This is a genomic window from Halosimplex carlsbadense 2-9-1 (assembly GCF_000337455.1).
In the GTDB taxonomy this organism is placed as follows: domain Archaea; phylum Halobacteriota; class Halobacteria; order Halobacteriales; family Haloarculaceae; genus Halosimplex; species Halosimplex carlsbadense.
The window spans coordinates 1-23,893 of the sequence record NZ_AOIU01000028.1; the positions used below are offsets into that span (position 1 = coordinate 1).

The 23,893-nt window shown below is 69.5% G+C and carries 23 protein-coding genes, 1 tRNA gene, 2 rRNA genes and 1 pseudogene; 11 read left to right on the forward strand and 16 right to left on the reverse strand.

Annotated elements, in window-relative coordinates:
- Positions 1 to 992: ribosomal RNA gene (locus C475_RS11135) — 23S ribosomal RNA — on the forward strand; the annotation flags it as partial.
- Between the two features lie 230 nt (positions 993 to 1,222).
- Positions 1,223 to 1,344, forward strand: a 5S ribosomal RNA gene (rrf, locus tag C475_RS11140).
- 213 nt (positions 1,345 to 1,557) lie between these two features.
- Here rrf and C475_RS11145 read toward each other — a convergent pair.
- Positions 1,558 to 2,052: a DUF309 domain-containing protein gene (locus C475_RS11145; RefSeq protein WP_006883930.1), complete on the reverse strand. Its 495-nt coding sequence runs from the start codon at positions 2,050 to 2,052 to the stop codon at positions 1,558 to 1,560.
- Between the two features lie 126 nt (positions 2,053 to 2,178).
- On the opposite strand from C475_RS11145, the gene C475_RS11150 reads away from it, so the two are divergent.
- Positions 2,179 to 2,586 carry an acyl-CoA thioesterase gene (locus C475_RS11150; RefSeq protein WP_006883931.1) on the forward strand — a complete coding sequence of 136 codons (408 nt, stop codon included), beginning with the start codon at positions 2,179 to 2,181 and terminating at the stop codon, positions 2,584 to 2,586.
- Positions 2,587 to 2,610: 24 nt separating this feature from the next.
- Here the strand turns inward: C475_RS11150 and C475_RS11155 are convergent.
- Positions 2,611 to 2,865 (reverse strand): annotated as a pseudogene (locus C475_RS11155) (hypothetical protein); the annotation flags it as partial.
- 60 nt (positions 2,866 to 2,925) lie between these two features.
- A complete protein-coding gene (locus tag C475_RS11160) occupies positions 2,926 to 4,023 on the reverse strand; it encodes a S1C family serine protease (RefSeq protein ID WP_082223297.1) in 1,098 nt (365 codons plus the stop codon).
- A 216-nt stretch (positions 4,024 to 4,239) separates the two neighbouring features.
- On the opposite strand from C475_RS11160, the gene C475_RS11165 reads away from it, so the two are divergent.
- Positions 4,240 to 4,323, forward strand: a tRNA-Leu gene (locus C475_RS11165).
- Positions 4,324 to 4,526: 203 nt separating this feature from the next.
- Positions 4,527 to 4,727 carry a hypothetical protein gene (locus tag C475_RS11170; protein ID WP_006883934.1) on the forward strand — a complete coding sequence of 67 codons (201 nt, stop codon included), beginning with the start codon at positions 4,527 to 4,529 and terminating at the stop codon, positions 4,725 to 4,727.
- A gap of 97 nt (positions 4,728 to 4,824) precedes the next feature.
- On the opposite strand, the gene C475_RS11175 is transcribed toward C475_RS11170, so the two are convergent.
- Positions 4,825 to 5,457 carry an HAD family hydrolase gene (locus C475_RS11175; RefSeq protein WP_006883935.1) on the reverse strand — a complete coding sequence of 211 codons (633 nt, stop codon included), beginning with the start codon at positions 5,455 to 5,457 and terminating at the stop codon, positions 4,825 to 4,827.
- Positions 5,458 to 5,592: 135 nt separating this feature from the next.
- On the opposite strand from C475_RS11175, the gene C475_RS11180 reads away from it, so the two are divergent.
- Positions 5,593 to 6,279, forward strand: coding sequence for a YIP1 family protein (locus C475_RS11180; protein ID WP_006883936.1), 687 nt, complete (start codon positions 5,593 to 5,595; stop codon positions 6,277 to 6,279).
- On the opposite strand, the gene lwrS is transcribed toward C475_RS11180, so the two are convergent.
- From lwrS to glyA, 8 genes are all read right to left on the reverse strand, one after another.
- Complete coding sequence (gene lwrS, locus C475_RS11185) at positions 6,276 to 6,686, reverse strand: LWR-salt protein (protein WP_006883937.1); 411 nt, start codon at positions 6,684 to 6,686, stop codon at positions 6,276 to 6,278. The two genes, C475_RS11180 and lwrS, sit on opposite strands and share 4 nt — an antisense overlap.
- Position 6,687: 1 nt before the next feature.
- Positions 6,688 to 6,963 carry a 4a-hydroxytetrahydrobiopterin dehydratase gene (locus C475_RS11190; RefSeq protein ID WP_006883938.1) on the reverse strand — a complete coding sequence of 92 codons (276 nt, stop codon included), beginning with the start codon at positions 6,961 to 6,963 and terminating at the stop codon, positions 6,688 to 6,690.
- Positions 6,964 to 7,178: 215 nt separating this feature from the next.
- On the reverse strand, positions 7,179 to 8,504 hold the full coding sequence (gene hemA / locus C475_RS11195) for a glutamyl-tRNA reductase (RefSeq protein ID WP_006883939.1): 1,326 nt from the start codon (positions 8,502 to 8,504) through the stop codon (positions 7,179 to 7,181).
- Positions 8,501 to 9,169 carry a precorrin-2 dehydrogenase/sirohydrochlorin ferrochelatase family protein gene (locus C475_RS11200; protein ID WP_006883940.1) on the reverse strand — a complete coding sequence of 223 codons (669 nt, stop codon included), beginning with the start codon at positions 9,167 to 9,169 and terminating at the stop codon, positions 8,501 to 8,503. The genes hemA and C475_RS11200 overlap by 4 nt, the downstream gene beginning before the upstream one ends.
- A 26-nt stretch (positions 9,170 to 9,195) precedes the next feature.
- Entirely contained in the window at positions 9,196 to 10,251 is a 1,056-nt protein-coding gene (ahbB, locus tag C475_RS11205) for a siroheme decarboxylase subunit beta (protein WP_006883941.1), read from the reverse strand.
- 69 nt (positions 10,252 to 10,320) lie between these two features.
- The gene (locus C475_RS11210) at positions 10,321 to 10,878 is read right to left on the reverse strand and encodes a hypothetical protein (protein ID WP_006883942.1); all 558 of its coding nucleotides are present in this window, start codon (positions 10,876 to 10,878) and stop codon (positions 10,321 to 10,323) included.
- Positions 10,879 to 11,006: 128 nt separating this feature from the next.
- Positions 11,007 to 11,609 carry a methyltransferase family protein gene (locus tag C475_RS11215; protein ID WP_006883943.1) on the reverse strand — a complete coding sequence of 201 codons (603 nt, stop codon included), beginning with the start codon at positions 11,607 to 11,609 and terminating at the stop codon, positions 11,007 to 11,009.
- A gap of 163 nt (positions 11,610 to 11,772) precedes the next feature.
- Positions 11,773 to 13,047: a serine hydroxymethyltransferase gene (gene glyA / locus C475_RS11220; protein ID WP_006883944.1), complete on the reverse strand. Its 1,275-nt coding sequence runs from the start codon at positions 13,045 to 13,047 to the stop codon at positions 11,773 to 11,775.
- A 212-nt stretch (positions 13,048 to 13,259) separates the two neighbouring features.
- On the opposite strand from glyA, the gene tbsP reads away from it, so the two are divergent.
- The 3 genes from tbsP (at position 13,260) to C475_RS23855 (ending at position 16,272) form a co-directional block, all read left to right on the forward strand.
- A complete protein-coding gene (gene tbsP, locus C475_RS11225; protein ID WP_006883945.1) occupies positions 13,260 to 14,075 on the forward strand; it encodes a transcriptional regulator TbsP in 816 nt (271 codons plus the stop codon).
- A gap of 124 nt (positions 14,076 to 14,199) precedes the next feature.
- Complete coding sequence (locus tag C475_RS11230) at positions 14,200 to 15,939, forward strand: YcaO-like family protein (RefSeq protein ID WP_006883946.1); 1,740 nt, start codon at positions 14,200 to 14,202, stop codon at positions 15,937 to 15,939.
- Positions 15,940 to 16,116: 177 nt separating this feature from the next.
- Complete coding sequence (locus C475_RS23855; protein ID WP_161625187.1) at positions 16,117 to 16,272, forward strand: hypothetical protein; 156 nt, start codon at positions 16,117 to 16,119, stop codon at positions 16,270 to 16,272.
- Between the two features lie 90 nt (positions 16,273 to 16,362).
- Here the strand turns inward: C475_RS23855 and C475_RS11235 are convergent, their stop codons facing one another.
- The 4 genes from C475_RS11235 to C475_RS11250 all read right to left on the reverse strand — a co-directional run bounded on the left by C475_RS11235 (position 16,363) and on the right by C475_RS11250 (position 21,728).
- Positions 16,363 to 17,496, reverse strand: a complete 1,134-nt coding sequence (locus C475_RS11235; RefSeq protein WP_006883947.1) for a DUF63 family protein — start codon at positions 17,494 to 17,496, stop codon at positions 16,363 to 16,365.
- A gap of 92 nt (positions 17,497 to 17,588) precedes the next feature.
- Positions 17,589 to 18,419: an inositol monophosphatase family protein gene (locus tag C475_RS11240; protein ID WP_049930482.1), complete on the reverse strand. Its 831-nt coding sequence runs from the start codon at positions 18,417 to 18,419 to the stop codon at positions 17,589 to 17,591.
- Positions 18,420 to 18,489: 70 nt separating this feature from the next.
- Positions 18,490 to 20,469 (reverse strand): molybdopterin biosynthesis protein, encoded by a 1,980-nt coding sequence (locus C475_RS11245; protein ID WP_006883949.1) that lies wholly within the window; start codon positions 20,467 to 20,469, stop codon positions 18,490 to 18,492.
- Positions 20,466 to 21,728, reverse strand: a complete 1,263-nt coding sequence (locus C475_RS11250; RefSeq protein ID WP_006883950.1) for a molybdopterin-binding protein — start codon at positions 21,726 to 21,728, stop codon at positions 20,466 to 20,468. The genes C475_RS11245 and C475_RS11250 overlap by 4 nt, the downstream gene beginning before the upstream one ends.
- A 118-nt stretch (positions 21,729 to 21,846) precedes the next feature.
- Here C475_RS11250 and C475_RS11255 point away from each other — a divergent pair, with 118 nt between their 5' ends.
- Together C475_RS11255 and C475_RS11260 are read left to right on the forward strand one after the other, a co-directional pair.
- Complete coding sequence (locus C475_RS11255; RefSeq protein ID WP_006883951.1) at positions 21,847 to 22,200, forward strand: Hsp20/alpha crystallin family protein; 354 nt, start codon at positions 21,847 to 21,849, stop codon at positions 22,198 to 22,200.
- A gap of 8 nt (positions 22,201 to 22,208) precedes the next feature.
- Positions 22,209 to 23,867 carry an ABC1 kinase family protein gene (locus tag C475_RS11260; RefSeq protein ID WP_006883952.1) on the forward strand — a complete coding sequence of 553 codons (1,659 nt, stop codon included), beginning with the start codon at positions 22,209 to 22,211 and terminating at the stop codon, positions 23,865 to 23,867.
- Positions 23,868 to 23,893: the final 26 nt, after the last annotated feature.

The window sequence follows — 23,893 nt, forward strand, 5'->3', positions numbered from 1 at the left end:
CCCGTTAACGGCGGGGGTAACTATGACCCTCTTAAGGTAGCGTAGTACCTTGTCGCTTCAGTAGCGACTCGCATGAATGGATTAACGAGAGCCTCGCTGTCCCAACGTTGGGCCCGGTGAACTGTACGTTCCAGTGCGGAGTCTGGAGACCCCCAAGGGGAAGCGAAGACCCTATAGAGCTTTACTGCAGGCTGTCGCTGGGACGTGGTCGCTACTGTGCAGTGTAGGTAGGAGCTGTTACACAGGTACCCGCGCTAGCGGGCCACCGAGGCATCCATGAAACACTACCCGGTAGTGACTGCGACCCTCACTCCTGGCGGAGGACACCGGTAGCCGGGCAGTTTGACTGGGGCGGTACGCGCTTGAAAAGATATCGAGCGCGCCCCAAGTCCATCTCAGCCGTGTCGGAAACGCGGCGAAGAGTGCAAAAGCAAAAGATGGACTGACAGTGATCTTCCCAACGAGGATCGCTGACGTGAAAGCGTGGTTTAGCGAACCAATTCGCCCGCTCGATGCGGGCCATTGCTGACAGAAAAGCTACCTTAGGGATAACAGAGTCGTCACTCGCAAGAGTACATATCGACCGAGTGGCTTGCTACCTCGATGTCGGTTCCCTCCATCCTGCCCGTGCAGAAGCGGGCAAGGGGGAGGTTGTTCGCCTATTAAAGGAGGTCGTGAGCTGGGTTTAGACCGTCGCGAGACAGGTCGGCTGCTATCTATTGGGGGTGTCATTGGTATCTGACGGGAACGTCCGTATAGTACGAGAGGAACTACGGATGGTGGCCACTGGTGTATCGGTCGTCCGAGAGGGCGCTGCCGAGCAGCCACGCCACACGGGGTAACGGCTGAACGCATCTAAGCCGGAAACCCACCTGGAAAAGAGATACCGCAGAGGTCACTCGTAGAAGACGAGTTCGATAGACTCGGGGTGTACGCACCGAGGCAACGAGGTGTTCAGCCCGCGAGTACTAATCGACCGAAGCCACCAATCATTCCGTATCTGATATACGTACCCGATGATTCGGGTCCGGGCGTAAACTGGATTGCACGTACACGCGGTCGTCGCATCGAGCTACCGATACTGGTATCCGAGCGCGGTGTTCGGACGCGGTTCGATTCCGCGGATCGGCGTTAGGGCGGCCATAGCGGCGGGGCGACACCCGTACCCATCCCGAACACGGANCGCGGTGTTCGGACGCGGTTCGATTCCGCGGATCGGCGTTAGGGCGGCCATAGCGGCGGGGCGACACCCGTACCCATCCCGAACACGGACGTTAAGCCCGCCTGCGTTCCAGTGAGTACTGGAGTACGAGAGTCTCTGGGAAACCCGGTTCGCCGCCTCCATTCATCCCGGCCACATTCGGCCGGAACGCATCACCCTCGACCAGTCACTACTGGTCNAGAGTCTCTGGGAAACCCGGTTCGCCGCCTCCATTCATCCCGGCCACATTCGGCCGGAACGCATCACCCTCGACCAGTCACTACTGGTCGGGGGTTTCGTATTTTGTACCGAAGAGCGACAGCTACGGCGGTCGTGGACGCTCCGTCGAGAACGAGTTACTCCAACTGTTCGGCGTACGCGAAGTCAAGCTCGGTCGCTTCGGGGTAGCCGCCGTCGAGTTCGATTTGCCAGTCGTGGATCGCGGTCGGATCGGAGGGTGCGGCCGAGAGTGTCGCGCGCACGTCGGTCAGGTCGACGCCGTAGAAATCGTCGGGAACTCCCTCGAGGTATTGGAGGGCAGTCGAAAACAACGAGCGCATGCCGTCGTCGTTCTCGAAGTCGAAGTGCTTGTACGCGCCGGCGGCGACCTGGACCATCCCGTGGCAGAACTTGCTCTCGGCGGTGCCGCGGCCGTAGTTGTACCACTCGTCTTCGAAGCAGTCGTGGGACTCGTGGAACTCGCCGCTGTTGAACAGGGCGACGCCGTGAACGACGGCTCGCCGGAGCGTGCCGTGTTCCCAGCCGTTCGACGCGCCGCGGTCGGCCCGCCACCCGGTTGGATCGCCCGACGTGGGCGGTCCGACGCCGTAGTCCCGGGTGTGTTCGTCCATTATCGACTACTCGGGGTTCCCGCGGTGTAATCCCGTCGGTCAGGGCGAGGGTTGCGCGGGGCGTGGAAGAGTCCGTAGGGGGCTCCAGTCGTGGCCGTTAACTCCCTACCGCCCGACCCGAGAGTCATGGACGCCTCGTTCGGACACGAAGTCCCCGTTCGCTATCGCGACCTCGACACGTACGGTCACGTCAACAACGTCGTCTACGGCACGTACTGCGAGGAGGCGAGGGTCGCCTACGTCGAGGAGGTACTCGGGCTGGCGGAGATCGACGAGTTCACGGCCGTCGTCGTGTCGCTGGATATCGACTTCCGGTCGTCGGTGACGGAACTGACGACGGTGGACGTGGGGGTATCGGTCGTCCGGATGGGCGAGTCGAGCTTCACGATGGCCTACGAACTCCGCCAGGGTGGGGACTTGGTCGCGGAGGCGGAGACGACGCAGGTATTCGTCGACCCGGAGAGCCGCGAATCGCGGCCGATCCCCGAGGACTGGCGCGAGCGGGTGCGCGAGTTCGAGGGGCTGGACGACTGAGCCGCGCGGAGTTCAGACGGTGTCGTCGGGGTCGGTGACTTCGCCGAGGTTGTTCGGCGGCACGTCGACGGCGGCGGTCGTCTCGCGCACGTCGTTCGTGAAACTCGTCAGCGCGCGCTCCTTGCGGAAGTAGCGTCGGCCGTCCGGGGTGGCGTAGACGAGGATGATGATGTTCTGCTCGTCGTCGGAGTAGGTGCGTTCGACCAGCCAGGCGCGAACTGCCCCGTCGTTCGTCGTCGAACTCCCGCCGGCCACCCCGGTCTCTGAACCGTCCGTCATACCGGCAAGCAGGGGCCCGATGGGGATAGGCGTTCGCTCGGCTCCCCCGAGTGGACGTGATCAGGTCCCCATCGGGTCCGGTCGTTCGCCCACGGTGACCTGGACGCGTCGGACTTCGCCGTCCCGGAGGACGGTCATCTCGACCGTGTCGCCGGGCAGGGTCTCGGTGAGGAGATACGTGCCGAGGGCTTCGCCGTTCCCCAGTTGCTGGCCGTCGATAGCGAGGATCACGTCGCCGCCGACGGGGACGGGGCGGTCCCCGACCGTCTCGACTTCGGTCGCGCCCTGCAGCGCGTCCGCCGAGGGGCCGTCTTCCAGAACGGAGACAACCGCGAGGCCGGCGGTGCGGTTGAGGTCGTTGGCGTCGGCGATCGCGGGGGTGACGGGCGTCGTCCGGAGGCCGAGGAACGGGTAGTCGAACTCGCCGTCATCGACGAGCTCGGGGACGACGCGCTCGACGACCGACGGGGAGACGGCGAAGCCGATGTTCTCGGCGCCCTGCTGGGCGATCCCGGCGGTGTTGACGCCGACGACGTCACCGTCGCAGTTCACCAGCGGGCCGCCGGAGTTGCCGGGGCTGATCGGCGCATCGGTCTGGACGACGTTCGGGATCTCGAAGCCGAGCTCGGTCGGCAACGTCCGGTTCAGGCCGCTGACGATCCCGTGGGTGATGGTCTCTTCGAGCCCGAAGGGGTTGCCCAGCGCCGCGACGCGCTCGCCGCGCTGCGGGTCGGTATCGGCGAGCGAGAGCCCCGCCGTTCCGGCGGGCGCGTCGGAGACGTTCACCACCGCGAGGTCGGCGTAGGCGCTGCGACCGACGATCGACCCGGACCGGAACTCGTTCCCGTCGAACTCCACTTCCACTTCGGAGGCGCCGTCGACGACGTGGGCGTTGGTCACGACGTACGTGTCCCCAGTCGTGTTCGTGTTGGTCGCGTTCGCGGCGTTGTAGACGAACCCGGAGCCCTGTCCGGAACTCGTCCGGACGGAGACGACCGAGCCGATCGTCTCGTCGAACAGCGACTGGTAGTCACAGGCCGACTGTCGCTGTTCGGTGTCTCCGACCGGGGCCGCTCCCGGTGCGATCGCCATCACGCCCCCGACGCTTCCCGCGACGAGCAGAACTGTCACGAGTACCGCTGTCGTTGTCCGTTGCATCGTCTCTGCGTTGCTTCGCCCCTCGGAAGACCCCCTGAATCGTTTCGTCGCGTTGGCACGGTCAAATCTCGACAGCCGCCGGAGTTGGGAGCGATTACTCTCCGAACCGAAGCAGGGGAGTCGATAGGCAGTCGATAACTCGGCGGTCGCGTCGTCGTCTGCGGGACGATGAGACCGTAGCCTATTCAAGCGCCTCGATCGAATCTCGACGTGCGTGCGAGGGTAGCCAAGCCAGGAAACGGCGGCGGACTCAAGATCCGCTCCCGTAGGGGTCCAAGGGTTCAAATCCCTTCCCTCGCACTGCACGGACCCACGCGGTCCCTCGCCAGTGCGGAAGACCCGCGAGGCCGTCTCGACGGCCTCGGAGTGAACGGCGCTTGCGCCGTGAACGGAGCGGTCTTCCCTCGCAAACTTCTCACGAAATCCTCGTCCGAGCGAAAGCTCCGTCCAGAAATTCGTCGGTCGGGGGCAGATTTATGCGAATCCAGTGTCGATAGTGTGGTATGGCAACGGACGACACGGCAACCAATCCACTCGACGTGCCGCCGCTGGAACACACTGCTTTCTTCGACATCGATACCAGAGACGGCTACGTCCGTATCGACCAGTCGTGGGGAGACCAGACGCTGTACACGCCGGAGGAGGCGCGCGATATCGCCGAGTCGATCCTGGAGATGGCCGACGACGCCCAGGGGTCGGAGTAGCGATCCACACCTGGACGCTCGAAGAGGCTTGCACTTATCGACGGACAGTCCCGTCTGTGGCGCCCGCTACGTCTCGGCCCATCGAGTCGAACGTCCGTCACAGCTCGTCGAATCCGCCGACCCGGTGGTCGCCGAGGACGCATTGACCGCGCTCGGACGGGCCGATGCGTTCGATGTGGACAGCGTCGAGACCCGCGTTCCAGGCGGCGCCCACGTCGTCGGGGTTGTCGCCGACCAGAGCGCCCCGGTGGCCGGCGGTGCCGACCCCGAGACCGTTCATCGCGTGTTCGACGGGGGTCGGGTCGGGCTTCCAGCCGACCTCGTCGTCGCAGCAGACGACGATGTCGAACCAGTCGGCGATGTCGTGGTACTCCAGGAGCGGTTCGGTGAGATACGACTGGCAGTGCGTGACGAGGCCGGTCGGCCGGTCGAGGTCGCGAACGAACGCGGCGGCGTCGTCGTAGACGAACGTCGACTCGGCGCGGGCGTAGGGGTCTTCGACCTCGTGGAAGGTCTCCCAGAACCGGTCCGGCGTGAGCGTGCGGTCCGCGAAGACCTCCTCGCGGGCGTCGCCGAGGCCGTACCAGAGCAGTTCGGCTTCGCGGTCGCTGAAGGCGTGGCCCAGTCGGTCCCCGATCTCGGTGACGATCTTTCGGGGGTATTCGGGGTCGACGTCGACGACAGTGCCGTCGAGGTCGAACAGCCAGAAATCGTACGTATCGCGGGCCATCGGGATCCCACCGGTAGGTCGGTGCGGGCTAAGTACCTTTTGGCGCCTCGCTCGAACGCCGGGACGAGTCCAGTCGCCGACAACGGGCGGACCGGGCGGATTTAAGCCCCGGACGGCCGAGACCTGGCACGTACGATGAGTCTGCGGACGCTGGTGACCGACCCGAGAGCGTTCTTCGCCGCTCGGCAGGACGACTACTCGCTCGTCGGGCCGGCCGCAGTGGTCGCCGGTCACGCGCTGCTCGCGCTGACGGCGACAGTCGTCGTCCTCCGTGCGGTCGGCGGCGTCGTGACGCCCGCCGACGCGGGCGCGATCGTCTACGCCTCGGGCGGCCAGCGCGTCTCGGCACCGCAGGATATCGTCCTCGCGCTCTGGGCGACCGGTGCGCTCTACTTCGCGCTGTGGGTCGCCGTCGCGGTCGTCGCGTACCTCGTCTCGCTGTATTTCGACGGCGAGGGCTCGTTCCGTCGCCTCCTCGCGTTCGTCGGCTGGACGCTCGTCCCGACGCTTGCACCGACGGCCGTGCGGACGGCTGTAATCGCCGCGATGTTCCTCGACGCGCCGGAGTTCGCGACCGAGGCCGCCCTCCAGGAGTGGGCCCAGTCCGAACTCACGGACCGTCCCGCCCGCTTCGCGGCCCTCGCCGTCCGCCCGCTGTTCACTCTCTGGATGGTCTACCTGTGGGTCCTCGCCGCCGAGTACGCTCTCGAACTCACTCGACGGCAGGCGCTCGTCACCGTCGCCCTCCCTGGTACGCTCGCGACGCTCAACGCCGTCGGGACGCTCGCGACGGCCGCGGGTCGCGTCCTGGGCCTGTTCTAGACCTCGTCGGTGACGTGGATCGAACTCCCGAGGTACTTCGACAGCGCCTGGTCGGCCGTCGACGCGTTGAACTCCGCGAGGTCGTCGGCGACCGCCGCCCGCAGGTCGTCCAGATACCCCTGCGTCGTCCGTAGTTCGCGGAAGTCGACGCTATCGACCGCCACGCCCAGCGCGTCCTCGGCGACCGCGCGCATGTGCGCTTCGTCGCCACAGTCGCCGCGCCAGAGGTTGTCCCGGAAGTACAGCCACCCCGGCTCTCCCGGGGAGTCCGCCGTCCTGTACACCGTCGTCTCGAACGTGTCGGGCTCGGCCCAGACGCCCGGCTCGTCGGGGCCGAGCCGCACCGTTACTCGGAAGACGTAGGCCGCGGCCGATGAGTCTCCCCCACCGTCGTCGCCCCGACTCATCTCAGCGCAGGTCGTCGAACCGTTCGGCGAGTTCGACGTCCTTGTCGGTGATGCCGCCCTCGTCGTGGGTAGTCAGTCGGACTTCGACCTCGCGCCAGCCGATGGTCATCTCGGGGTGGTGGAAGGCGTCCTGAGCGACGCCGCCCGCGCCCGCGGCGAAGCCCACGCCGTCGAGGTACGCGTCGAACTCGTAGGTGCGGACGATCTCGTCGCCGTCGCGCTCCCACTCGTCCGGTAGCTGTGCCTCGATCTCCTCGTCGGATAGCAGGTCTGCCATGTTGTGAGGATGGGCCGGTACCCGCATGAAAGTTCGGCCGAGGTGTTCGTGGGTGTGAGTTCTGCGACCGGACTGCCGTGCCGACCGCCGCCCGATGACGGCCCCTTTCACGCTGTTCGCGGTGGCGGTCAAGAGAGGTGTGGCGGTCGGGAGAGCGGTCGCTGACGGACGAATCGTGCCGTCGCAAGCAAATCCGGTCCAGAACGGAACTACTCCTAGTCGTCGCCCATCTGGTCGAAGGCGGCGTCGGGCATCTGGTCGCGCAGGTGTTCCGGGATCTCGTCGCCCTCGACGCTCTCCTCGTCCTCGCCGCCGAACTCGGGGTCGAACAGCTGGAGCGCTATGTTGATGGTCGACCAGTCGTCCTCCTCGGCGGCGTCCCGGAGGCTCTTGGTCGGCGCGGCGAGCAGCTGGTTGACGACGGCGTCGGCCATGGCCTCGACGACCTCGCGCTGGCTCTCGTCGAAGTCGGCCTTGCCGAGGGCGGTCTCGACCTCCTGGGCCTTGACGCGCTCGGCGCTCTCGTACATCGCCGAGATGACCCGGTCGGCCCGCTTGCGCTTGTACTGGGCGAGCAGGTGCTCGAACTCCACGTCGATCATCTCCTCGACGGCCGTGGCCGCCTCCGCGCGCTGGGCGCGGTTCTCGTCGGTGACCGTCTGCAGAGTGTCGAGGTCGCGGACGGTCACGTCGGGGAGTTCGGTCACGGTCGGCTGCACGTCCCGGGGCTGGGCGATGTCGACGACGAACGTCTTGCCGGTGTCCGAGACCGTCGACTTCTCGAAGACGTAGTCGGTGGAGCCGGTCGCGGTGACGACTACCGCCGCGCGTTCGACCGCGTCGTCGAGGTCGGCCAGTTCGACGACCGTCGCGTCGGCGTCGACCGTCTCCGCGAGGTGTTCGGCCCGTTCGAGCGTGCGGTTGGCGACGTAGAGGTGGTCGACCCGCGGCGCGAGCGACTGGGCGGCGAGCCGACCCATCTCGCCCGCGCCGACGACCAGCGCCTCCGCGTCGTCGACGCCGACCTCCTCGTCGGCGAGCGAAACCGCCGCGCTCGCCAGCGAGACCGACCCCTCGTTGATCGCCGTCTCGGTGCGCGCGCGCTCGCCGACGTGGATCGCCTTGGTGACGCCCTCTTCGAGCAGTCGACCGACGCCGCCGGCCGCACGGGCGTCCTCGTAGGCGTCGCCGACCTGGCCGAGGATCTGGTCTTCGCCCACGACCAGCGATTCGAGCCCGGACGCGACCCGCATGAGGTGGCGCAGGCTCTCCTCGTGGCCGAGTTCGGCCAGCACGTCCGATGGAACGCCCTCGAAGAAGGCGGCCAGCGCCGCGCGGCCGTCGGGGCCGTCGCTCGTGACGACGTAGGCCTCGACGCGGTTGCACGTCTGGAGGACGTACGCCTCCTCGACGGCGGGCACCGACAGCAGGCGCTCGACGCCCGCGCGCTGGCTCTCGACGGTCGCGGCTTCGAGCTCGTCGACCGTCGCGCGGTCGATATCGACGCTCGCACCCGAGATGACGCCCGTGCCGACCGTCACGCTGTCTCACCTGTCACGTCCGAGATCACGTCCGCTGCCACTTGTCGTGCCTTCGGTTTCCCACTATCTAAAGCCTTCCAAACCGCGTCCGACCGCACGACCGCCCGCACCGCCTCCCTCCGAAGCTCCGGGTCCACGGCGTCGGCCTGCAGTTCCGTCCGGATCTCGCCGGTCAGATCGGCCATCGCGCCCGCGTCTGCGATCTCCGTCTCGATGCGCTGGCGCAGCAGCCGGCTCAGCGCCGGGCTCGCGCCGCCGGTCGCCACCGCCGCGACGACAGGGTCGTCCCGTACCGTCGCTGGGACGACCACGCTCCCGGGGTCGCGCTCGCCGTGTCGGTCGGTACGGTTCACGAGCGCACCGCGTTCGCGCGCCGTCTCCTCGATGCGTTCGTTCAGCGCCTCGTCGTCGGTCGCCGCGACCGCCAGCGCGGGGTCGGTCCGGTCGAACCAGTCGGACACGTCCGCGGGGTCGGGCGCCTCGCGGACCAGCTCCGCGTCGCCGAAGTCGGTGGGCTCGCCGTCGCCGTCCTCGCCGGTGAAGGTCGGACTCACGACGACCACGCGGGCCTCCCGAGCGAAGCGTCTCGCCTTGCGGGCGCCGACGCGGCCGCCGCCGAACACCAGCACCGTCTCGCCGTCGAAATCGTGGAGTAGTGGGATCACGAGTGGTGTCTCTGTTGACGGCCGCCTCAGGCCGTGTTCGCGTCCGCCCGTTCCTCGATGCGGATGCCCGTCTTCTTCAGGATGCCCGTCGAGAACAGGGTGTCCCAGTCGTCGTCGGTCACGTCCCAGTGGTCGGCCATCGTCTCGCGGACCTGTTCGACGCGGGCCTCGCTCTCCTCTTCGCTGCGGCCGTGGGTCATCGCGAAGAAGTTGTAGGGCCAGACGCCCTCGTGGCGCGGCCGCCGGTAGCAGTGGGTCACGAAGTCGAAGGCGGCGATCTCCTCGCCGACCTCGTCGACCACGTCGTCGGGCACGTCCCAGACGGTCATCCCGTTCTCGGAGTACCCCAGCGAGTAGTGGTTCGGGATGACGCCGACGCGGCGGACTTTCCCCTCGGCGTCGAAGCGCTTGATCGTCGAGAGTACCCAGTCGACGTCCTCGTCGAGCGCGTCGGCCACGTCTTCGTAGGGGGTTCGCGTCGTCGGCAAGCCGCCCTGGATCTCGACGACGAGATCGCGCTCGCGCGGGGTCAGGCTGTCCCGATCCTCGGCCCCCACGTCGGGGCCCAGATCCGACAGGTCGATCCCGTCGTCGCTGTCTTCGAGCGGTCCCTCCACGGGGAACTTCGCGCCGACGTGGAACTCGCGCTGTTTGGGGAGATTGTACGTCTCCTGGCCGGTCTCGTCCTCGATCTCCGCGAGCACCTCGCCGACGCGGTCTTCGTCGGCGACGCTGACGACGAACCACATGTTCAGGTGGGGGTGTTCGCGCTCGTAGTTGTGCGCCACCTCCGTGTGGGCGTTGACGAGGTCGGCCACCTCGTCGAATCGCTCCTCGGGCGCGTGCATCGCGACGAGCGTCGCGGTCCCGCCGATCGCTTCGGCGTTGATGAGCGCGCCGAACCGCGTGAGGACGCCGTCGTCGTCCATCGCCGCGAGGCGCTCGTGCATCTCCGCGGCGCTCACGTCCACGCCGCGCTCCCGGAGCGCCTCGGCCGCCGGCTCGTAGGGGTCCGCGACGACCGGGAACCCGCCCTGGTAGGCGTTGAGGATCCCCCGGTCGACGTCGTCGAGGTCGGTCATGCCCGGAACTCGGGGGTCGACCGGCATAAACGGCCCGTCTGCGGCCGAGCGAGTGCGAGCCCCGGTAGGTCAGGGACAGTCGGCGTCGGCCAACGACCGCTTCTCGGCCTCCTGTTCGACCGCACGAGTCGCGCCGCCCTCCGGGTTCACCAGCATCGCCCGGCCGCCGTATCCGTGAGTCTGGTCGTGACCGCGAACGGCGACACAGCCCGTCCCGTCCGGGACCTCGACCGTCTCCGAGCGGGTGAACGGGTCGGTGGAGTGGGGATGCAGGAGTTCCCGCCTGGCGAGTCGGTCGCCATCGAGCGTCTCGACCTGCCACCAGTCCGCGTAGCCGTCCTCGCCGTCGTCGTCGTGATAGAGGGTGACCGAGAACCGCACGGCGTCGCCGCTCGCCGACTCGACCTCGACCGCGGTGACGTTCGCCTCACGAAGGTCCAGCGCAGGCGTCGCGCTGTCGACCCCGGAACCGGCGGTGCCGTCGCTCGACGTGGCGGTCGTCGGGTCGTTCGCGGGGGAGCCGGTGTCACTCCCCGATTCGAACGTCGTGCAACCGGCGACTCCGGCGGCTGCGAGAGCGCTCAGTCGGAGAGCGGATCGGCGGGAGAGCGACGGGTGCGGGTCCATGCGTGACCTCCGCTCGGAACGGTGAAAAACGTGGCTCGGGTCCGCGCGGTGCTGTCACACCCGAACGAGGAACGGGAATCGGGCCCCGGTCCGAACCGGTGTGACCCGACGCGGTCTCGCTCGTGCGATCACTGACTGTTGCGCCGAGACACCACAACAGTTCGGAGTTCGCTGAGCGTCGCGCGACCGACGAACCGCGGCACGCGCGACGCGTAGCGCTCGTAGGCGTCGCCGTACTGTCCGCGGAGCCACGGCTCCTCGGCGATCGGGAAGGTGACCCACCAGAGCAGATAGATCCCGCAGAGCGGAGCCGTCAGCGGCGCGCCGGTCCACAGCGGGAACCCGACCGTCGCGAGCAAGTATCCGACGTACTGGGGGTTGCGCGAGTAGCGATACCAGCCGTCCGTCCGGAGGCCCGTCGCCATCCCCTGTGTCCCCTCGACGCCCAGGTCGCGACTCGCGCCGACGACGACCACCGCACCGACGAGGAAGAGTCCCGCTCCAGCCCACTGCAGCGTATCGGGGAGGTCGAACTGCTGCCACTGGACGTAGGCGAGTGCGGCGATGGCCCCGTTCAGGAGGTGCGAGAGCCCCCAGAAGACGTAGAACCGGCGGTCCCGTTCGCCGAGAGGGTAGTAGTCGCTCAAGCCCAGCGCGCTCGCGACGATGCCGACCGTGTTCGCCAGACCGGCGACCAGTCCGACCGCAAAGAGCGCCCGCGCGACTATCACAGGGCGCCCTCCCGAATCCCTCCGACTCGCGCGCTCGCCCACCCGTGGCTTCGAACGTCCATCACGTCGCTGATTCGACGCCTCCGGAGTTGTACCTTGGGACGGGAATACGCGGTCGTTTAAAAGCAGTGCGAGAAGCGGTCGGAGCGGCCGCCGTGGTGAGCTACTCGAATACGAGCCCTTCGGTGTCGTCGTCGTACAGCGGGAACTCCTCGCAGAGGCCGGTGACGATCTCGGCGACCTCGGCCTTGACGTCCTCGTCGTCGGGGTTGTCGATGACCTCGGCGATGCAGTGGCCGACGGTCTCGCAGGCGTCCTCGTCGAAGCCGCGGGTGGTCAGCGCGGGCGTGCCCGCACGGATGCCCGAAGCCACGAACGGCGAGCGGGTCTCGCCGGGGACCGTGTTGGCGTTGAGGACGATCCCCACGTCCTCCAGCGCCTCCTCGGCCTCTTTCCCGGTCACGTTCGGGTGGGAGTCACGCAGGTCGACGAGCACGAGGTGGTTGTCGGTGCCGCCCGAGACCAGCGAGAAGCCGTGGTCCTGCAGGTGGTCGGCCAGCGCCTGCGCGTTCTTCAGCGTCTGCTCGGCGTACTCCTCGAAGTGGGGCTGCAGCGCCTCCTGAAAGCCGACGGCCTTGCCGGCGATGTTGTGCATGAGCGGGCCGCCCTGGGTCCCGGGGATGATCGCCGAGTCGATAGCGTCGCCGTACTCCTCGTCGGCCATGACGATGCCGCCGCGGCCGGCGCGGATGGTCTTGTGGGTCGAACCGGTGACGAAGTCCGCGACGCCGACCGGCGACTCGTGGACGCCGGCGGCGACCAGCCCGGTGATGTGGGCGATGTCCGACAGGTGGTAGGCGTCAACGTCGTCGGCGATGGCTTGGAACTCCTCCCACTGCACCTCGCGGGGGTACGCCGAGAAGCCCGAGACGATCATGTCCGGGTCGAACTCCTCGGCATGGGCGCGGACCTCGTCGAAGTCGATGCGACCGCTCTCCTCGTCGACCTCGTAGTTCTCGACCTCGTAGACCTGGCCGGCGAAGTTCTTCGGGTGACCGTGGCTGAGGTGGCCGCCGTGGGTCAGGTCCAGCGAGAGGATCTTGTCGCCGGGTTCGAGCATCGCCGTGTAGACGGCCATGTTCGCCTGGGAACCCGAGTGGGGCTGGACGTTGACGTACTCGGCGCCCCACAGCTCTTTCGCACGGTCGATGGCGAGCTGTTCGACGGTGTCGGCGTGTTCGCAGCCGCCGTAGTACCGGGAGCCGGGGTAGCCCTCGGCGTACTTGTTCGTCAGCACGGAGCTTTGGGCTTCCAGTACCGCCTCGCTGACGTGGTTCTCGCTCGCGATCATCGCCAGCGTGTCGCCCTGGCGGTCGACCTCCGCTTCGAGCGCGTCGGCGACCGCCGGGTCGACTGACCGGACCGTGTCGTAGTTCATGGTACATGAGTGTCGGCGGCGCCCCGTCAATAATCTACCTTTTCGGCGAGCCACCGAGCCCGCTCGTCGCTCCCGTCGGGTGCCCCGGACCCGGATCACCCCTCCGCGGTCGACATCGCGACGTATCGTCGGTCTGGGAGTTCCTTCGGGTCGATTCAACGAGTACTGGCGGTAAAATTAAGTGTGATAATGCGGAATACCATAGCTATCAGATGAGTTCGAACTTTCTCGAGGCGGACGTGGGTTCCGTTCTGGCGGGCGTCTTTCGGGACAGTAGCGGCGTCGTCTACGCGGTCAACCCGACGCGCGAGACTATCTCCGAGCTGATATTCGGGCTGCATCAGGTCGGGGCGCGGCCGACCGTACGGCTGCTCGCCCCCGGCGACCCGATCAAGGACGTGCTCGCGGACTTCATCGTCGCGGGGCACGCCGCCGACCTCGTCGACGCCGGGACGCTGGAGCTGCGGGTGCTGGCCGACGCTCCGGAGGCGTCGCTGCTGGTGACCGAATCGGCCGTCGTCTCGCTGGTCGCGGCCGACGACCGCGTCGGCGGGCTGACGACGACGGACGAGGCGTTCGTCGACGACATGCGGGGGCGCTACGAGCGCGAGTGGACCGACGCGGAGGCGTACTCGCTCCGGACGCCGCCGCTGTCGGCGGTCCGCGAGACGCTGGCGGCCGATATCGGCGCCGACACGGCCGAGGACTTCGACGGCCTGCTCGACTCCCTGGACGTCGCGAAGGGCGACGGCGAAGGGCTGGGCGAGGTCGCCATCGCCCTGCTGGTCGCCGCGCGCAACGGCCAGTTGCTCTACGATATGAGCAAGTGGGGCGAGGACGTGGGCCTGGCGAGCAAGGCCACCTTCTCCCGGATGAAGACGCGCCTCGAAGACGGCGGGCTCGTCACCACCGAGAAGGTGCCCATCGACGTGGGTCGCCCCCGCCTGCGGCTCCGGCTGGCCGAGGACGTCCGCGACCTCGACCTGCCGGAACTGGGGACCGTCGCCCAGGAACGGCTCTACGAGTGACCGCCGCCGCGAGCGCACGTCACCGGGAGATACCGGCGACGGCGTCGCGCCGGGAGCGTCCGGCCGCCCGGCGCGGCCGACCGAGTCCCCGGGCTTTTCTACCCGTCGCCCCCACCGGGCTGGCATGACAGTCGAACTCGTCGGATCCGGCCCCGCCGCCGACGCGGTCGCGGCGGCGCTGGGCGACGCGGAGGCGTCCGTCGATCGGACCGAGAGCGCGGCGTTCGACCCCGGGACGCGGCTGGTCGCGGTGGTCGACCGCGCCGGCGCCGCGACGTTCGAGCGAGCGAACGACCGGGCGCGCGAAGCGGGCGTCCCCTGGCTCGCGGTCGAACTCGGCGGGATCGGTGGCGTGCCGGTCGTCGACGCTTCCGTCGCCGCGTTCGACCCCGAGGGCGCCTGCTACCGGTGTCTCGCCGCGCGCGTCGAGTCGAACGCCGACCCCGACGCCGACCCGGCGGCCGCGCCCGCGGACGCGACCGCCCGCTTCGCCGGCGCCGTCGCCGGCCGCCGCGCCGCACAGCTGCTCGACCCGGCCGAGGCCGACCCGCTCGGGACCGTCGTCGAACTCCCCCACACCGAACGCGAGTTCCTCCCCGTGCCGGGCTGTGACTGTGGCGAGGGTCGCGACCGCGTCCTCGACCGCGGTCACCTCGACCGCGACGTCGAACGGTCGCTCTCGCGGGCCGAACGGGGCCTCGACGACCGCGTCGGGGTCGTCCAGCAGGTCGGCGAGGCGGAGTCCTACCCGGCGCCGTACTACCTCGCTCAGATCTGTGACACGGGCGCGTTCGCGGACGCGACGGCCTCTCGACAGGCCGCCGGGGTCGACCCCGGCTGGGACGCCGCGTTCATGAAGGCGCTCGGCGAGGCCTACGAGCGCTACTGCGCCGGCGTCTACGACAGCCGGGAGTTCAAGACCGCCGCGGCGACCGACCTCGCCGACGCCGTTGCGCCCTCCGAGTTCGTGCGCCCGGGGAGCTGGGTCGGGAACGGGGACGGTGGCGTCGATGCCGGCGGGGACCGCGCCGAGCGGCCGTGGGTCCGCGGGACGGACCTGGTCACCGAACAGCCCGTCTCCCTGCCCGCCGAACTCGTCCACTACCCGCCGCCCGAGCGGACGATGCGGCCCGCCGTCACCACGGGGCTCGGCCTCGGCAACGCCTCCGTCGAGGCGCTGCTGTCGGGACTGTACGAGGTCGTCGAGCGCGACGCGACGACGATCGCCTGGTACTCCACGTACGACCCGCTCGGGCTGGCGGTGTCGGACCCGGGCTACGAGCGCCTGGCCGCCCGCGCCGGCGCCGAGGGGCTCGACGCGACCGCGCTCCTGCTCACCCAGGACGTGGACGTGCCCGTCGTCGCTGTCGCCGTCACCCGCGACGAGTGGCCGAAGCTCGCGCTCGGGACGGCCGCCCACCTCGACGCCGGCCGCGCCGCCCGCAACGCGCTGGCCGAGGCCGTCCAGAACTGGGTCGAACTCGACGGGATGGGCCGTGAGGGCGCCGCCGAGACGGACGGCGCCATCGGACACTACGCCGACCGCCCGCCCCTCGTCGACGCGTTCGTCAGCCCCGAGGCGGCCGTCGACGCCGCCTCCGTCGGTCCCGACACGGTCCCGGAGGGCGGCGCCCACCTCGACGCCGTCCTCGACCGGGTCGTCGACGCCGGTTGCGCTGCCTACGCCGCCCGAACGACGACCAGAGACGTGCAGCGCCTGGGCTTCGAGGCCGTCCGCGTCGTCGTCCCGAGCGCCCAGCCGCTCTTTTTCGGCGACCCGTACTTCGGCGAGCGCGCCCGATCGGTCCCCGCCGACATGGGCTTCGAGCCCGCCCTCGACCGCGACCACCACCCCTACCCCTGACGGGCCGGTCCCCCGCTCGGGGATCGCCTACCGACTCGATTCTCGCAACCCGCCGACGGCGCGGAATATGCAACGAAACCGACTAATACGAGAATTTATGTCGGCGGGTGTGCATGGTTCACACGGCACCTGGCGTCGCTTCTGCAGGCCCGAAGCGGACCGTCAGAGGAGCGTATCATGGTATCCGAGTTCGACCTCCCGTGTACAGACTGCGACCGAAAACTTGTGCGGACGAGCGTGGCGTCGCCCGCGACGGGCGGCGAGGTGACCGTGGCCGAGTGCCCGACCTGTGGGAGTCGCTACTACCCCGAGTCGGCGCTCGAAACGATCTGACGGTCGGGATTCTCCGTCGGTTTTCGATGGCGCCGATAGCGGCCGCGCCGGCCCGTGGGCGACCCGTCGGAGGGTCGGACGGTTGCCCGTTCAGATCGCGAACGTCACCCGGAGGATGTCCCGGGTCCCGGGTCCGAGCCCCACGGCCGCGGCCGCGACGAGCAGAAGCACGGCGTAGCGCGGGCTCTCGTCGAAGATCCGCTCGTCGAACAGCCACACGATCCCCAGCGCGACGGCGAGTTTCACGAACAGGAACGGCCAGGAAGTCCCGATGGCTGCCGACAGCGACGCCGGCTGGATCGTCTGGGTGACATCGATGATCGCCCGGTTGGCGACGTGTTTCGCGCCGTAGGCGTCGATGGGGTGGCCCAACTCGGGCAGCCAGTCGGCCGCGACGACGTTGGCCACGCCGTCGATGGCGTGGGCCCACAGGATCCCCAGCCCGACGATGCCAGTCCCCGCGTTGATCTCGGGCTCGTAGCGGTCGGCGCCGACGTACAGCAGGTAGGCCAGCACGGACGCGAGCCCCACGTCGACGAGCAGGATCTGCGGGTAGACGGAGACGTACTCGCGGGTGAAGGCGACGAAAAAGAGGTATCCGAGCGTGAGCGCGAGGACCCCGAGCCCGAACCCGGCCAGCGCCCGGTAGCGGTTCCGGACCAGCTCCCGCGATTCCAGCCACAGGCTCGCCAGCAGGGCGGCCAGGGTGATCAGGAACACCGTCACGTAGATGACCGGGCTGATGAACAGCACGTTCAGCGGGTAGCTGATGACCGGGTCGGTCCCGGCGGCGACCGCGGCGTCGGTCGCGTCCTCGACGACCCGGACCGCGCCGCCGAACAGCATGAACGGGACCAGCGAGAGGAACAGGCGCTTGTCCCCGCCCACGTCAAGCCGGTCGAGCAGGAGGTAGACCCCGCCGAGCATGAACACCAGCACGGCCATGTAGCCGAACGTCGAGACGGTGGTGTAGCCGGTCTCGGCGACGACGCCGGTGGCCGTCTGACAGGCCGCGGTGCTCCCGAGTAGGTCGATCCCGTCGCCGGTCAGGACGGCGCAGCGGGCGTTGTTGGCGTCCGAGTAGATCGGTCCCCAGAAGTACCGCCAGATGAACCGGTCGTAGACGCGCTCGGTGGCGACGAGGGACCCGACCGCGAGCGCCGCCACCAGCGCGACGAACGCCCCCAGCCAGGTCCGCTCCGTCAGGACCTGCTCGTTCTCCATGGCCGGTACCCCGCGCGTCTGGCTGTTTAGCCTTCCGGTCGTGGGCGAGTCGTCGGCACGACCGGCGCTCTGTCCCCGCTCGCGACCACCCGTCAGTCCGATTCGGCCGCCCGCGCGACCTCGCGGACCGCCTCGTGGGCCTCGCCGTTGCTCGCGACGATCCCCTCGCTGTCCCGGGTCCACGGCTCGCCCGAAAGATCCGTGACCGTCCCGCCGGCGCGCCGGACGAGGTGGATCCCGGCCAGCGAGTCCCACGGGTCGGGCGTGTACGTCGAGAACGCCGCGTCGAGCTCGCCGCTGGCGACGAACGACAGCGTCGCCTGCATGCTCCCGAACCGTCGGAAGTCACCCAGGTCGTCGACGACCGCCTCGGCGATGGCTCCCAGATCGTCACCGCTCCCGCGTTCGAACCGGCCGACGGGAGCGACCGCAAACGTCTCCGGGTCGGTCCGGTCGCTGACCGACAGCGCCGACCCGTTCCGGGTGGCAGAGTCGGCCCCCGCGGCGTACATGTCCTCGGTCGCCGGCAGATAGACGGCCGCCGCGGCCAGATCGCCGCCGGCCACCGCCGCGACCGCGGTCCCCCAGGTGCGCAGCCCGCGCGCGAAGTTCGCCGTCCCGTCGATGGGGTCAACGACCCACGTGTCGCCCGATTCCGGCACGTCCGACAGGATCTCCGTCTCCTCGCCGGCGGGCCCCATCGGCACCGCCTCCTCTTCGCCCACGATCGCGTCGTTCGGGAACTCCGCGCGCAGCGTCGAGACGACCTGTCGCTGGGCGTCCCGGTCGGACTCGGTCACCAGGTCGTTCTTGTCGGCCTTCGTCTCGACGGCCAGGTCTCCGCGGAACGCCTGCCGAGCGACGGCGCCGCCCGCCCGCGCCGCCCGCTCGGCCACCGCCACGCGTCTGTGTGCGTCTGTCACGGTCGGGTGTCCGCGCTCCGCGAAAATAGGCACTGTGATACGTCCCCTTTCGCCGTCGTCCGACCGAGCCTCACCGCGGCTCGAACCCGTCGAGTCCGTCCAGCACTGGGGACACGTCTTCCAGTAGCCCGTCCAGGTCCCGCACGCTCGCCTTCTCCTGGCGGTCGGGGTTCGCCAGGACTCGAACGGTCTGGGAGCCGACGGGGACGAAGCCGAGCCCGAGCGTCGCGGCCGTCGCGCGTAGCCCCAGCCCCGCGTCGGCGTCGCCGGCGGCCACCGACCTGGCGGGGCTCTCGAAGGCCCGCGCGGCGCGGTCGAATCCCGAGACCGACTCCGTGATCGCCCGCCGGTCGACCCCGCGGTCGTCGGCCAGGTCGGCCAGCGCGTTCGAGAGGTTCGTCCGCAGCCCCGACTCGGTTCCCCGGTTGACGAACGACAGGTCCCGGTCGACCAGGTCCGCGAGTCCCGTCACGCCGTCCGGGTTCCCGGCGGGGACGACCAGGCCCCATTCGCGGGACCAGCCGCCCAGGTCCGCCGCGTCCGCGACGCCCTCTTCGCCGGCGTCGAACGGGCCGGCGACGACGGCAACGTCGGGGAGCCCCTCGCGCAACTCGCGCAGTCCGCCCCGGGAGCCCCGAGCGAGGTACCGCGGTCGCTCCAGCCGGTCGAGCGCGCGCGAGAGCGCGGGGTCGTCCTCGCCGACGCCCAGCAGCGTCGGCGGGCGCACCGCCGGCGAGAACAGGTCGACGGTCACCCGCTCCCCGGCCGAGAGGCGATTCCTGTCAGCGGGCACGTCGACGACGCCGTCGGCCGCGGTGAGCGTCGTCGTCGCGCCGCTGCCCTTGTCGACGGGGTAGACGAGCGTCTCGCCCGCCTCGTCCTCGACCAGCCCGACCGCGAGCAGGCGCCGGCGCCCCTCCTCGGTGCGCTCGGTGACCGCCATCTCCCCGTCGATTCGAGCCGTTCGCGGTTCGGGGAGCCCCGCGGACGACCGGATCGCCGGCGCGACGAACGTGCGGAAGATGGTCAGGGCAGACACCGGGTATCCGGGCAGGCCGACGTAGGCGGCGCCCTCGTCGCCTCCGGAGTCGCCGCCGATCCGACCGACGAGCATCGGCTTGCCGGGCTTGATCGCGACGCCGTGCAACAGGAGTTCGCCGCGCTCGTCGACGACGCGGTACACCACGTCGACGGCGCTGGCGCTGGTCGACCCCGAGGTCAGCACGAGGTCGCACTCCTCGGCCGCCTCGACGAGCGTCTCCTCCATCGCGCCCATGTCGTCGCCGACGTGGGGGTAGACGACCGGTTCGCCGCCGGCCTCTTCGACGGCGGTCGCCACGGCGTAGCTGTTCACGTCGTGGATCTGGCCCGCCCGGTGGTCGAGGGCGCCGCCGGGGCGGACGAGTTCGTCGCCGGTCGAGACGATAGCGACCCGCGGCGTCGCCCGGACCACCAGATCGTCCACACCGAGCGCCGACAGCAGGCCGATCTCGCGGGGAGTCAGCTCGGTCCCGGGACCGAGCGCCCGCTCGCCCGCGGCGATGTCGGCCCCGGCGAGCATGACGTTCTCGCCGGGGGTGACGGCCGTCTCGATGCGGACGCGACGGCCGGAGCCGTCGCTGTCGCCGTCCGGCTCGTCCCCGCCCGCGCCGCCCGCGTCGGCCGCCCCGCCGAGTTCCTCGGTGCGCTCGACGATCACGACGGCGTCGGCGCCCTCGGGCATGACAGCGCCCGTCGAGATCTCCGCCGCTTCGCCGTCGTCGAGGGCCAGATCGGGCGTCTCGCCCGCGTGGACGCTCCCGACGACTGGGAGGACCGTCGGGTCCGAATCGGTGCCGTACGTATCCGGTGCCCGCACGGCGTAGCCGTCCATCGCGGCGCGGTCGAACCCCGGCACGTCCAGCGCCGCGTCGACCCGCTCGGCGAGGACGCGCCCGCGGGCGTCTTCGAGGGCGACGCGCTCGGTCCCCGCCGACAGGTCCAGCGAGGCGACCACTTCGCGGGCGCGCTCGGGGTCGGCCAGGTCGCGGAACTCCTTGCGCTCGCTCATACGGACGCCTCCCAGCGCTCGACGGAAACCGTTTCGCCCGCCGGCAGTCCGCCGCGCTCGGCGGGGACCGTCACCCAGCCGTCCGCCCGCGCGAGCGTCGACAGCGGTTCGTCCGTCACCGCGGACGCGACCGCGGTCGTTTCGGTCCCGTCCCCGCCGCTCGCGTCGAGCGCCACCGGAACGACGGACTCGACCCCGCGTTCGCTCTCGACCGGCCCACCGAGTTTGGCCGCGACGGTCCGCGGCTCGGGCGGTTCGCGCTCGGCCAGTCGAGCCACCGCGGGAGCGACCAGTCGCGTCGTCGCGACGAACGCCGCGACGGGGTCCCCGGGGACCGAGAGGACGGGGCGTTCGCGGACGACGCTCAGCGCCGTCGTTCCCGCGGGTTCGACCGCGACGCCGTCGACCAGTACGTCGCCCAGCCCGTCGACCACGTCGACGATCCGGTCGGACTCGCCGGCCCCGGTCCCGCCGACGGTCACCAGCAGGTCCTTCGTCAGGTCGCGCTCGACGGCGGGTCTGAGGGCGTATCGCTCCGGTTCCACCGGGTCTCGCAGCACGACCTTCCCGCCGGCCCGCTCGACGAACTCGGCGGCGGTCGTCCCATCCGTCTCGACCACCTCCCCGGGGCCTGGGTCGCCGCCGGTCAGGCTCCCGCCGACCGGAACGATCCCGACCGTCGGCCGCTGGCGGACCTCGACGCGCGTTCGCCCGACCGCGGTACAGAGCGCGGGGTCCGACGGACCGACCCGGTCGCCCGCGGTCAGGACCTCCTCCCCGTTCGCCACGTCGGCGCCGGTCGACCGGACGGCCCCACCGGGTTCGACGGGTTCGGTGACCGACAGTTCGGCGTCGTCGACGGTCGATAGGTCCGCGGCCGGAGCGTCGACCGCGTCGAGGGTGACGACGGCGTCGGCGCCCTCCGGGACCGACCGGCCGGCGTCGACTCGGGTCCCCTCCCCGGGCGCGACGCCGGCGGCCGTCCCGTCGTCGGGGCGCTCGGCGAGCGAGAGTGCGACGGGGTCGCGCTCGGTCGCGCTCTCGACGTCGCCGGCGCGGACGGCGAAGCCGTCGCGGGCGGCCTGATCGAAGCCGGGGACGGGGCGGCGGGCGGTGACGGCCGCGACGAGCGTGCGGCCGACGGCGGTGCTGACCGGCAGCGTCTCGGTCCGGTCGACCGGGGCGACGAGTTCGTCGAGGCGCTCGCGGACTGCCGCGAGCGCGGGCGGGTCCGCCGTCGACCGGCGTGGTTCGTCCATACCCGGGGTTTCGGCGCCCGGCCAATAAGCGGTCGGGCGTCGCCGTTGGGGTGCGAACCGCCGTGGTCCGGCGGGTTCGACCGCGGGGTTTAACGCCGTCGCATCCTTAGCCCTGCTTATGTCAACGTTGCGTGATGCGCTCCGGGACCTGCCCGACGCGGTGTTCGCGGACGTGCTGGAGAGCGACGGCGCGTACCTGCTGGTGCTGGACCTACCGGGCGCGACCGAGCCGACGGTCGACGCGGCGGTCGAGGGCAGTCGCCTGCGCATCGAGGCGCGCCGCGAGAAGGACGTGCCTGCCGAGTTCGACTACGTCTCCGAGGAGCGGTCGCTGTTTCTCGACGTCGATCTGCCGCTCCCGCCGGGCGTGACCGGCGCCGGCGCTTCCGGGTCGATCGACCGGGGCGTCCTCGAACTCGAACTGCCGAAGGCGGAGGCCGCGCCGGAGACGCAGATACCTATCGACGAGTAGCCATTCACGTGAATCTACGCGCCTACTGGCGGTTCGTCGTCGTCACGTGGCAGTTCCTGCCGTTGCTGGTCGCGTACACCCGGGACCGCAACCGGTTTCTCTTCTTCGGTAGCGGCCGGTCGGTCTCGTCGGACACCCGCCGCGAGCGAGCGCGGGTCCTCCTCGACACGCTCCTGACGCTCGGGCCGACGTTCATCAAACTCGGCCAGTTGCTCTCGACGCGGCCGGACGTGCTCCCGCCGGAGTACATCGAGGAGCTCGAAGAGCTGCAGGACCGCGTCCCGCCGGCCGACTGGGAGCGCGCCCGCGAGGTGCTGGAGGACGAAGTCGGCCCCATCGACCGGGCCTTCGACGAGTTCGACACCGAGGCCATCAGCGGGGCCAGCCTCGGTCAGGTGTACTACGCGACGACCGAGAACGGCGAGGTCGCGGTGAAGGTGCGCCGGCCGGGAGTCAAAGACCTCATCGAGTCGGACCTGCGGGTGATCAGCTGGTCGCTCCCGATCCTGATGTACTTCATCGGCCAGGCGCGCGCGTTCTCGCTGGAGACGCTGGCCGACGAGTTCGACAAGACGATCCGCGAGGAGATGGACTACGGTCGCGAGGCGGAGATGCTCGCCGAGATCCGCGGGAACTTCGACGACGACTCGCGGATCCGGATCCCCGAGGTCGACGAGACTCGATCGACGAGTAAGGTGCTCACGATGGAGTACGTCCCCGGGACGAAGATCACCGACATCGACGAACTGGACGACCGCCATCTCGACCGGACGGAGCTGGCCGAGACGCTACAAGAGGTGTACCTCCAGATGATCATCGAGGACGGCGTCTTCCACGCCGACCCCCACCCGGGCAACCTCGCGGTGCAGGACGACGGGACCCTGGTGTTCTACGACTTCGGGATGAGCGGCTACGTCGATCCGTTCATCCAGGACAAGATCGTCGACTTCTACATCGCCGTCGCCGACCAGGACATCCAGGCCATCCTCGACACGCTCGTCGAGATGGGGACCCTGAGTCCCGAAGCCGACCGGAAGGTGATGGGTGACGTGCTCGAACTCGCTATCGCCGACGTCCGCGGCGAGGACATCGAGCAGTACCGCGTCCAGCAGATCGTCCAGCAGGTCGAAGACACCATCTACGACTTCCCGTTCCGCTTGCCGGCCAACCTCGCGCTGGTCCTCCGGGTCGCGACCGTCGTCGAGGGAGTCTGTGTCACCCTCGACCCCGACTTCGACTTCATCGACGTGGCCACGACCTACCTCCGTCAGCAGGGGTTCCTCGCCGACACCGCTCGCGAGTACGTCGAAGACCGCGTCGACGAGGTCCAGGAGGCCACGAAGTCGGCCATTCGCACGCCGCCGAAACTGGAGGAAGCACTCGACCAGGCGATCAACGAGGATCTCCAGGTCGAGGTCGACATCCGGGACTCCCAGAGCCTCCTCGACCGGATCGCCAAGCGGCTGATCTACGGGATGGTGCTGGCGAGCGCCGTCTTCTCGTCGGCCGTCCTCGTCGCCTTCGGGCAGTTCGTCGCCGCCGCAGTCGCGGTCGGGTTCACGGCGATCGTGGCGGTGCTCCTGTTTCTCTCTTTCCGCGACAGCAGTGGGATCGGGGCCCAGCCGCAGTTCACGCGCCAGAACATGCGCCAACAGGACCGCGAGTAGTCCGAACGTGCGGGCCACCGGAGCGT

What these genes read in the sequence shown, in the direction of transcription:
- C475_RS11145 (WP_006883930.1), bottom strand. Translation starts at nt 2,052, where the DNA reads ATGGACGAACACACCCGGGACTACGGCGTCGGACCGCCCACGTCGGGC.
- C475_RS11150 (WP_006883931.1), top strand. Translation starts at nt 2,179, where the DNA reads ATGGACGCCTCGTTCGGACACGAAGTCCCCGTTCGCTATCGCGACCTC.
- C475_RS11160 (WP_082223297.1), bottom strand. Translation starts at nt 4,023, where the DNA reads ATGCAACGGACAACGACAGCGGTACTCGTGACAGTTCTGCTCGTCGCG.
- C475_RS11170 (WP_006883934.1), top strand. Translation starts at nt 4,527, where the DNA reads ATGGCAACGGACGACACGGCAACCAATCCACTCGACGTGCCGCCGCTG.
- C475_RS11175 (WP_006883935.1), bottom strand. Translation starts at nt 5,457, where the DNA reads ATGGCCCGCGATACGTACGATTTCTGGCTGTTCGACCTCGACGGCACT.
- C475_RS11180 (WP_006883936.1), top strand. Translation starts at nt 5,593, where the DNA reads ATGAGTCTGCGGACGCTGGTGACCGACCCGAGAGCGTTCTTCGCCGCT.
- lwrS (WP_006883937.1), bottom strand. Translation starts at nt 6,686, where the DNA reads ATGAGTCGGGGCGACGACGGTGGGGGAGACTCATCGGCCGCGGCCTAC.
- C475_RS11190 (WP_006883938.1), bottom strand. Translation starts at nt 6,963, where the DNA reads ATGGCAGACCTGCTATCCGACGAGGAGATCGAGGCACAGCTACCGGAC.
- ahbB (WP_006883941.1), bottom strand. Translation starts at nt 10,251, where the DNA reads ATGACCGACCTCGACGACGTCGACCGGGGGATCCTCAACGCCTACCAG.
- C475_RS11210 (WP_006883942.1), bottom strand. Translation starts at nt 10,878, where the DNA reads ATGGACCCGCACCCGTCGCTCTCCCGCCGATCCGCTCTCCGACTGAGC.
- glyA (WP_006883944.1), bottom strand. Translation starts at nt 13,047, where the DNA reads ATGAACTACGACACGGTCCGGTCAGTCGACCCGGCGGTCGCCGACGCG.
- tbsP (WP_006883945.1), top strand. Translation starts at nt 13,260, where the DNA reads ATGAGTTCGAACTTTCTCGAGGCGGACGTGGGTTCCGTTCTGGCGGGC.
- C475_RS11230 (WP_006883946.1), top strand. Translation starts at nt 14,200, where the DNA reads ATGACAGTCGAACTCGTCGGATCCGGCCCCGCCGCCGACGCGGTCGCG.
- C475_RS23855 (WP_161625187.1), top strand. Translation starts at nt 16,117, where the DNA reads ATGGTATCCGAGTTCGACCTCCCGTGTACAGACTGCGACCGAAAACTT.
- C475_RS11235 (WP_006883947.1), bottom strand. Translation starts at nt 17,496, where the DNA reads ATGGAGAACGAGCAGGTCCTGACGGAGCGGACCTGGCTGGGGGCGTTC.
- C475_RS11245 (WP_006883949.1), bottom strand. Translation starts at nt 20,469, where the DNA reads ATGAGCGAGCGCAAGGAGTTCCGCGACCTGGCCGACCCCGAGCGCGCC.
- C475_RS11250 (WP_006883950.1), bottom strand. Translation starts at nt 21,728, where the DNA reads ATGGACGAACCACGCCGGTCGACGGCGGACCCGCCCGCGCTCGCGGCA.
- C475_RS11255 (WP_006883951.1), top strand. Translation starts at nt 21,847, where the DNA reads ATGTCAACGTTGCGTGATGCGCTCCGGGACCTGCCCGACGCGGTGTTC.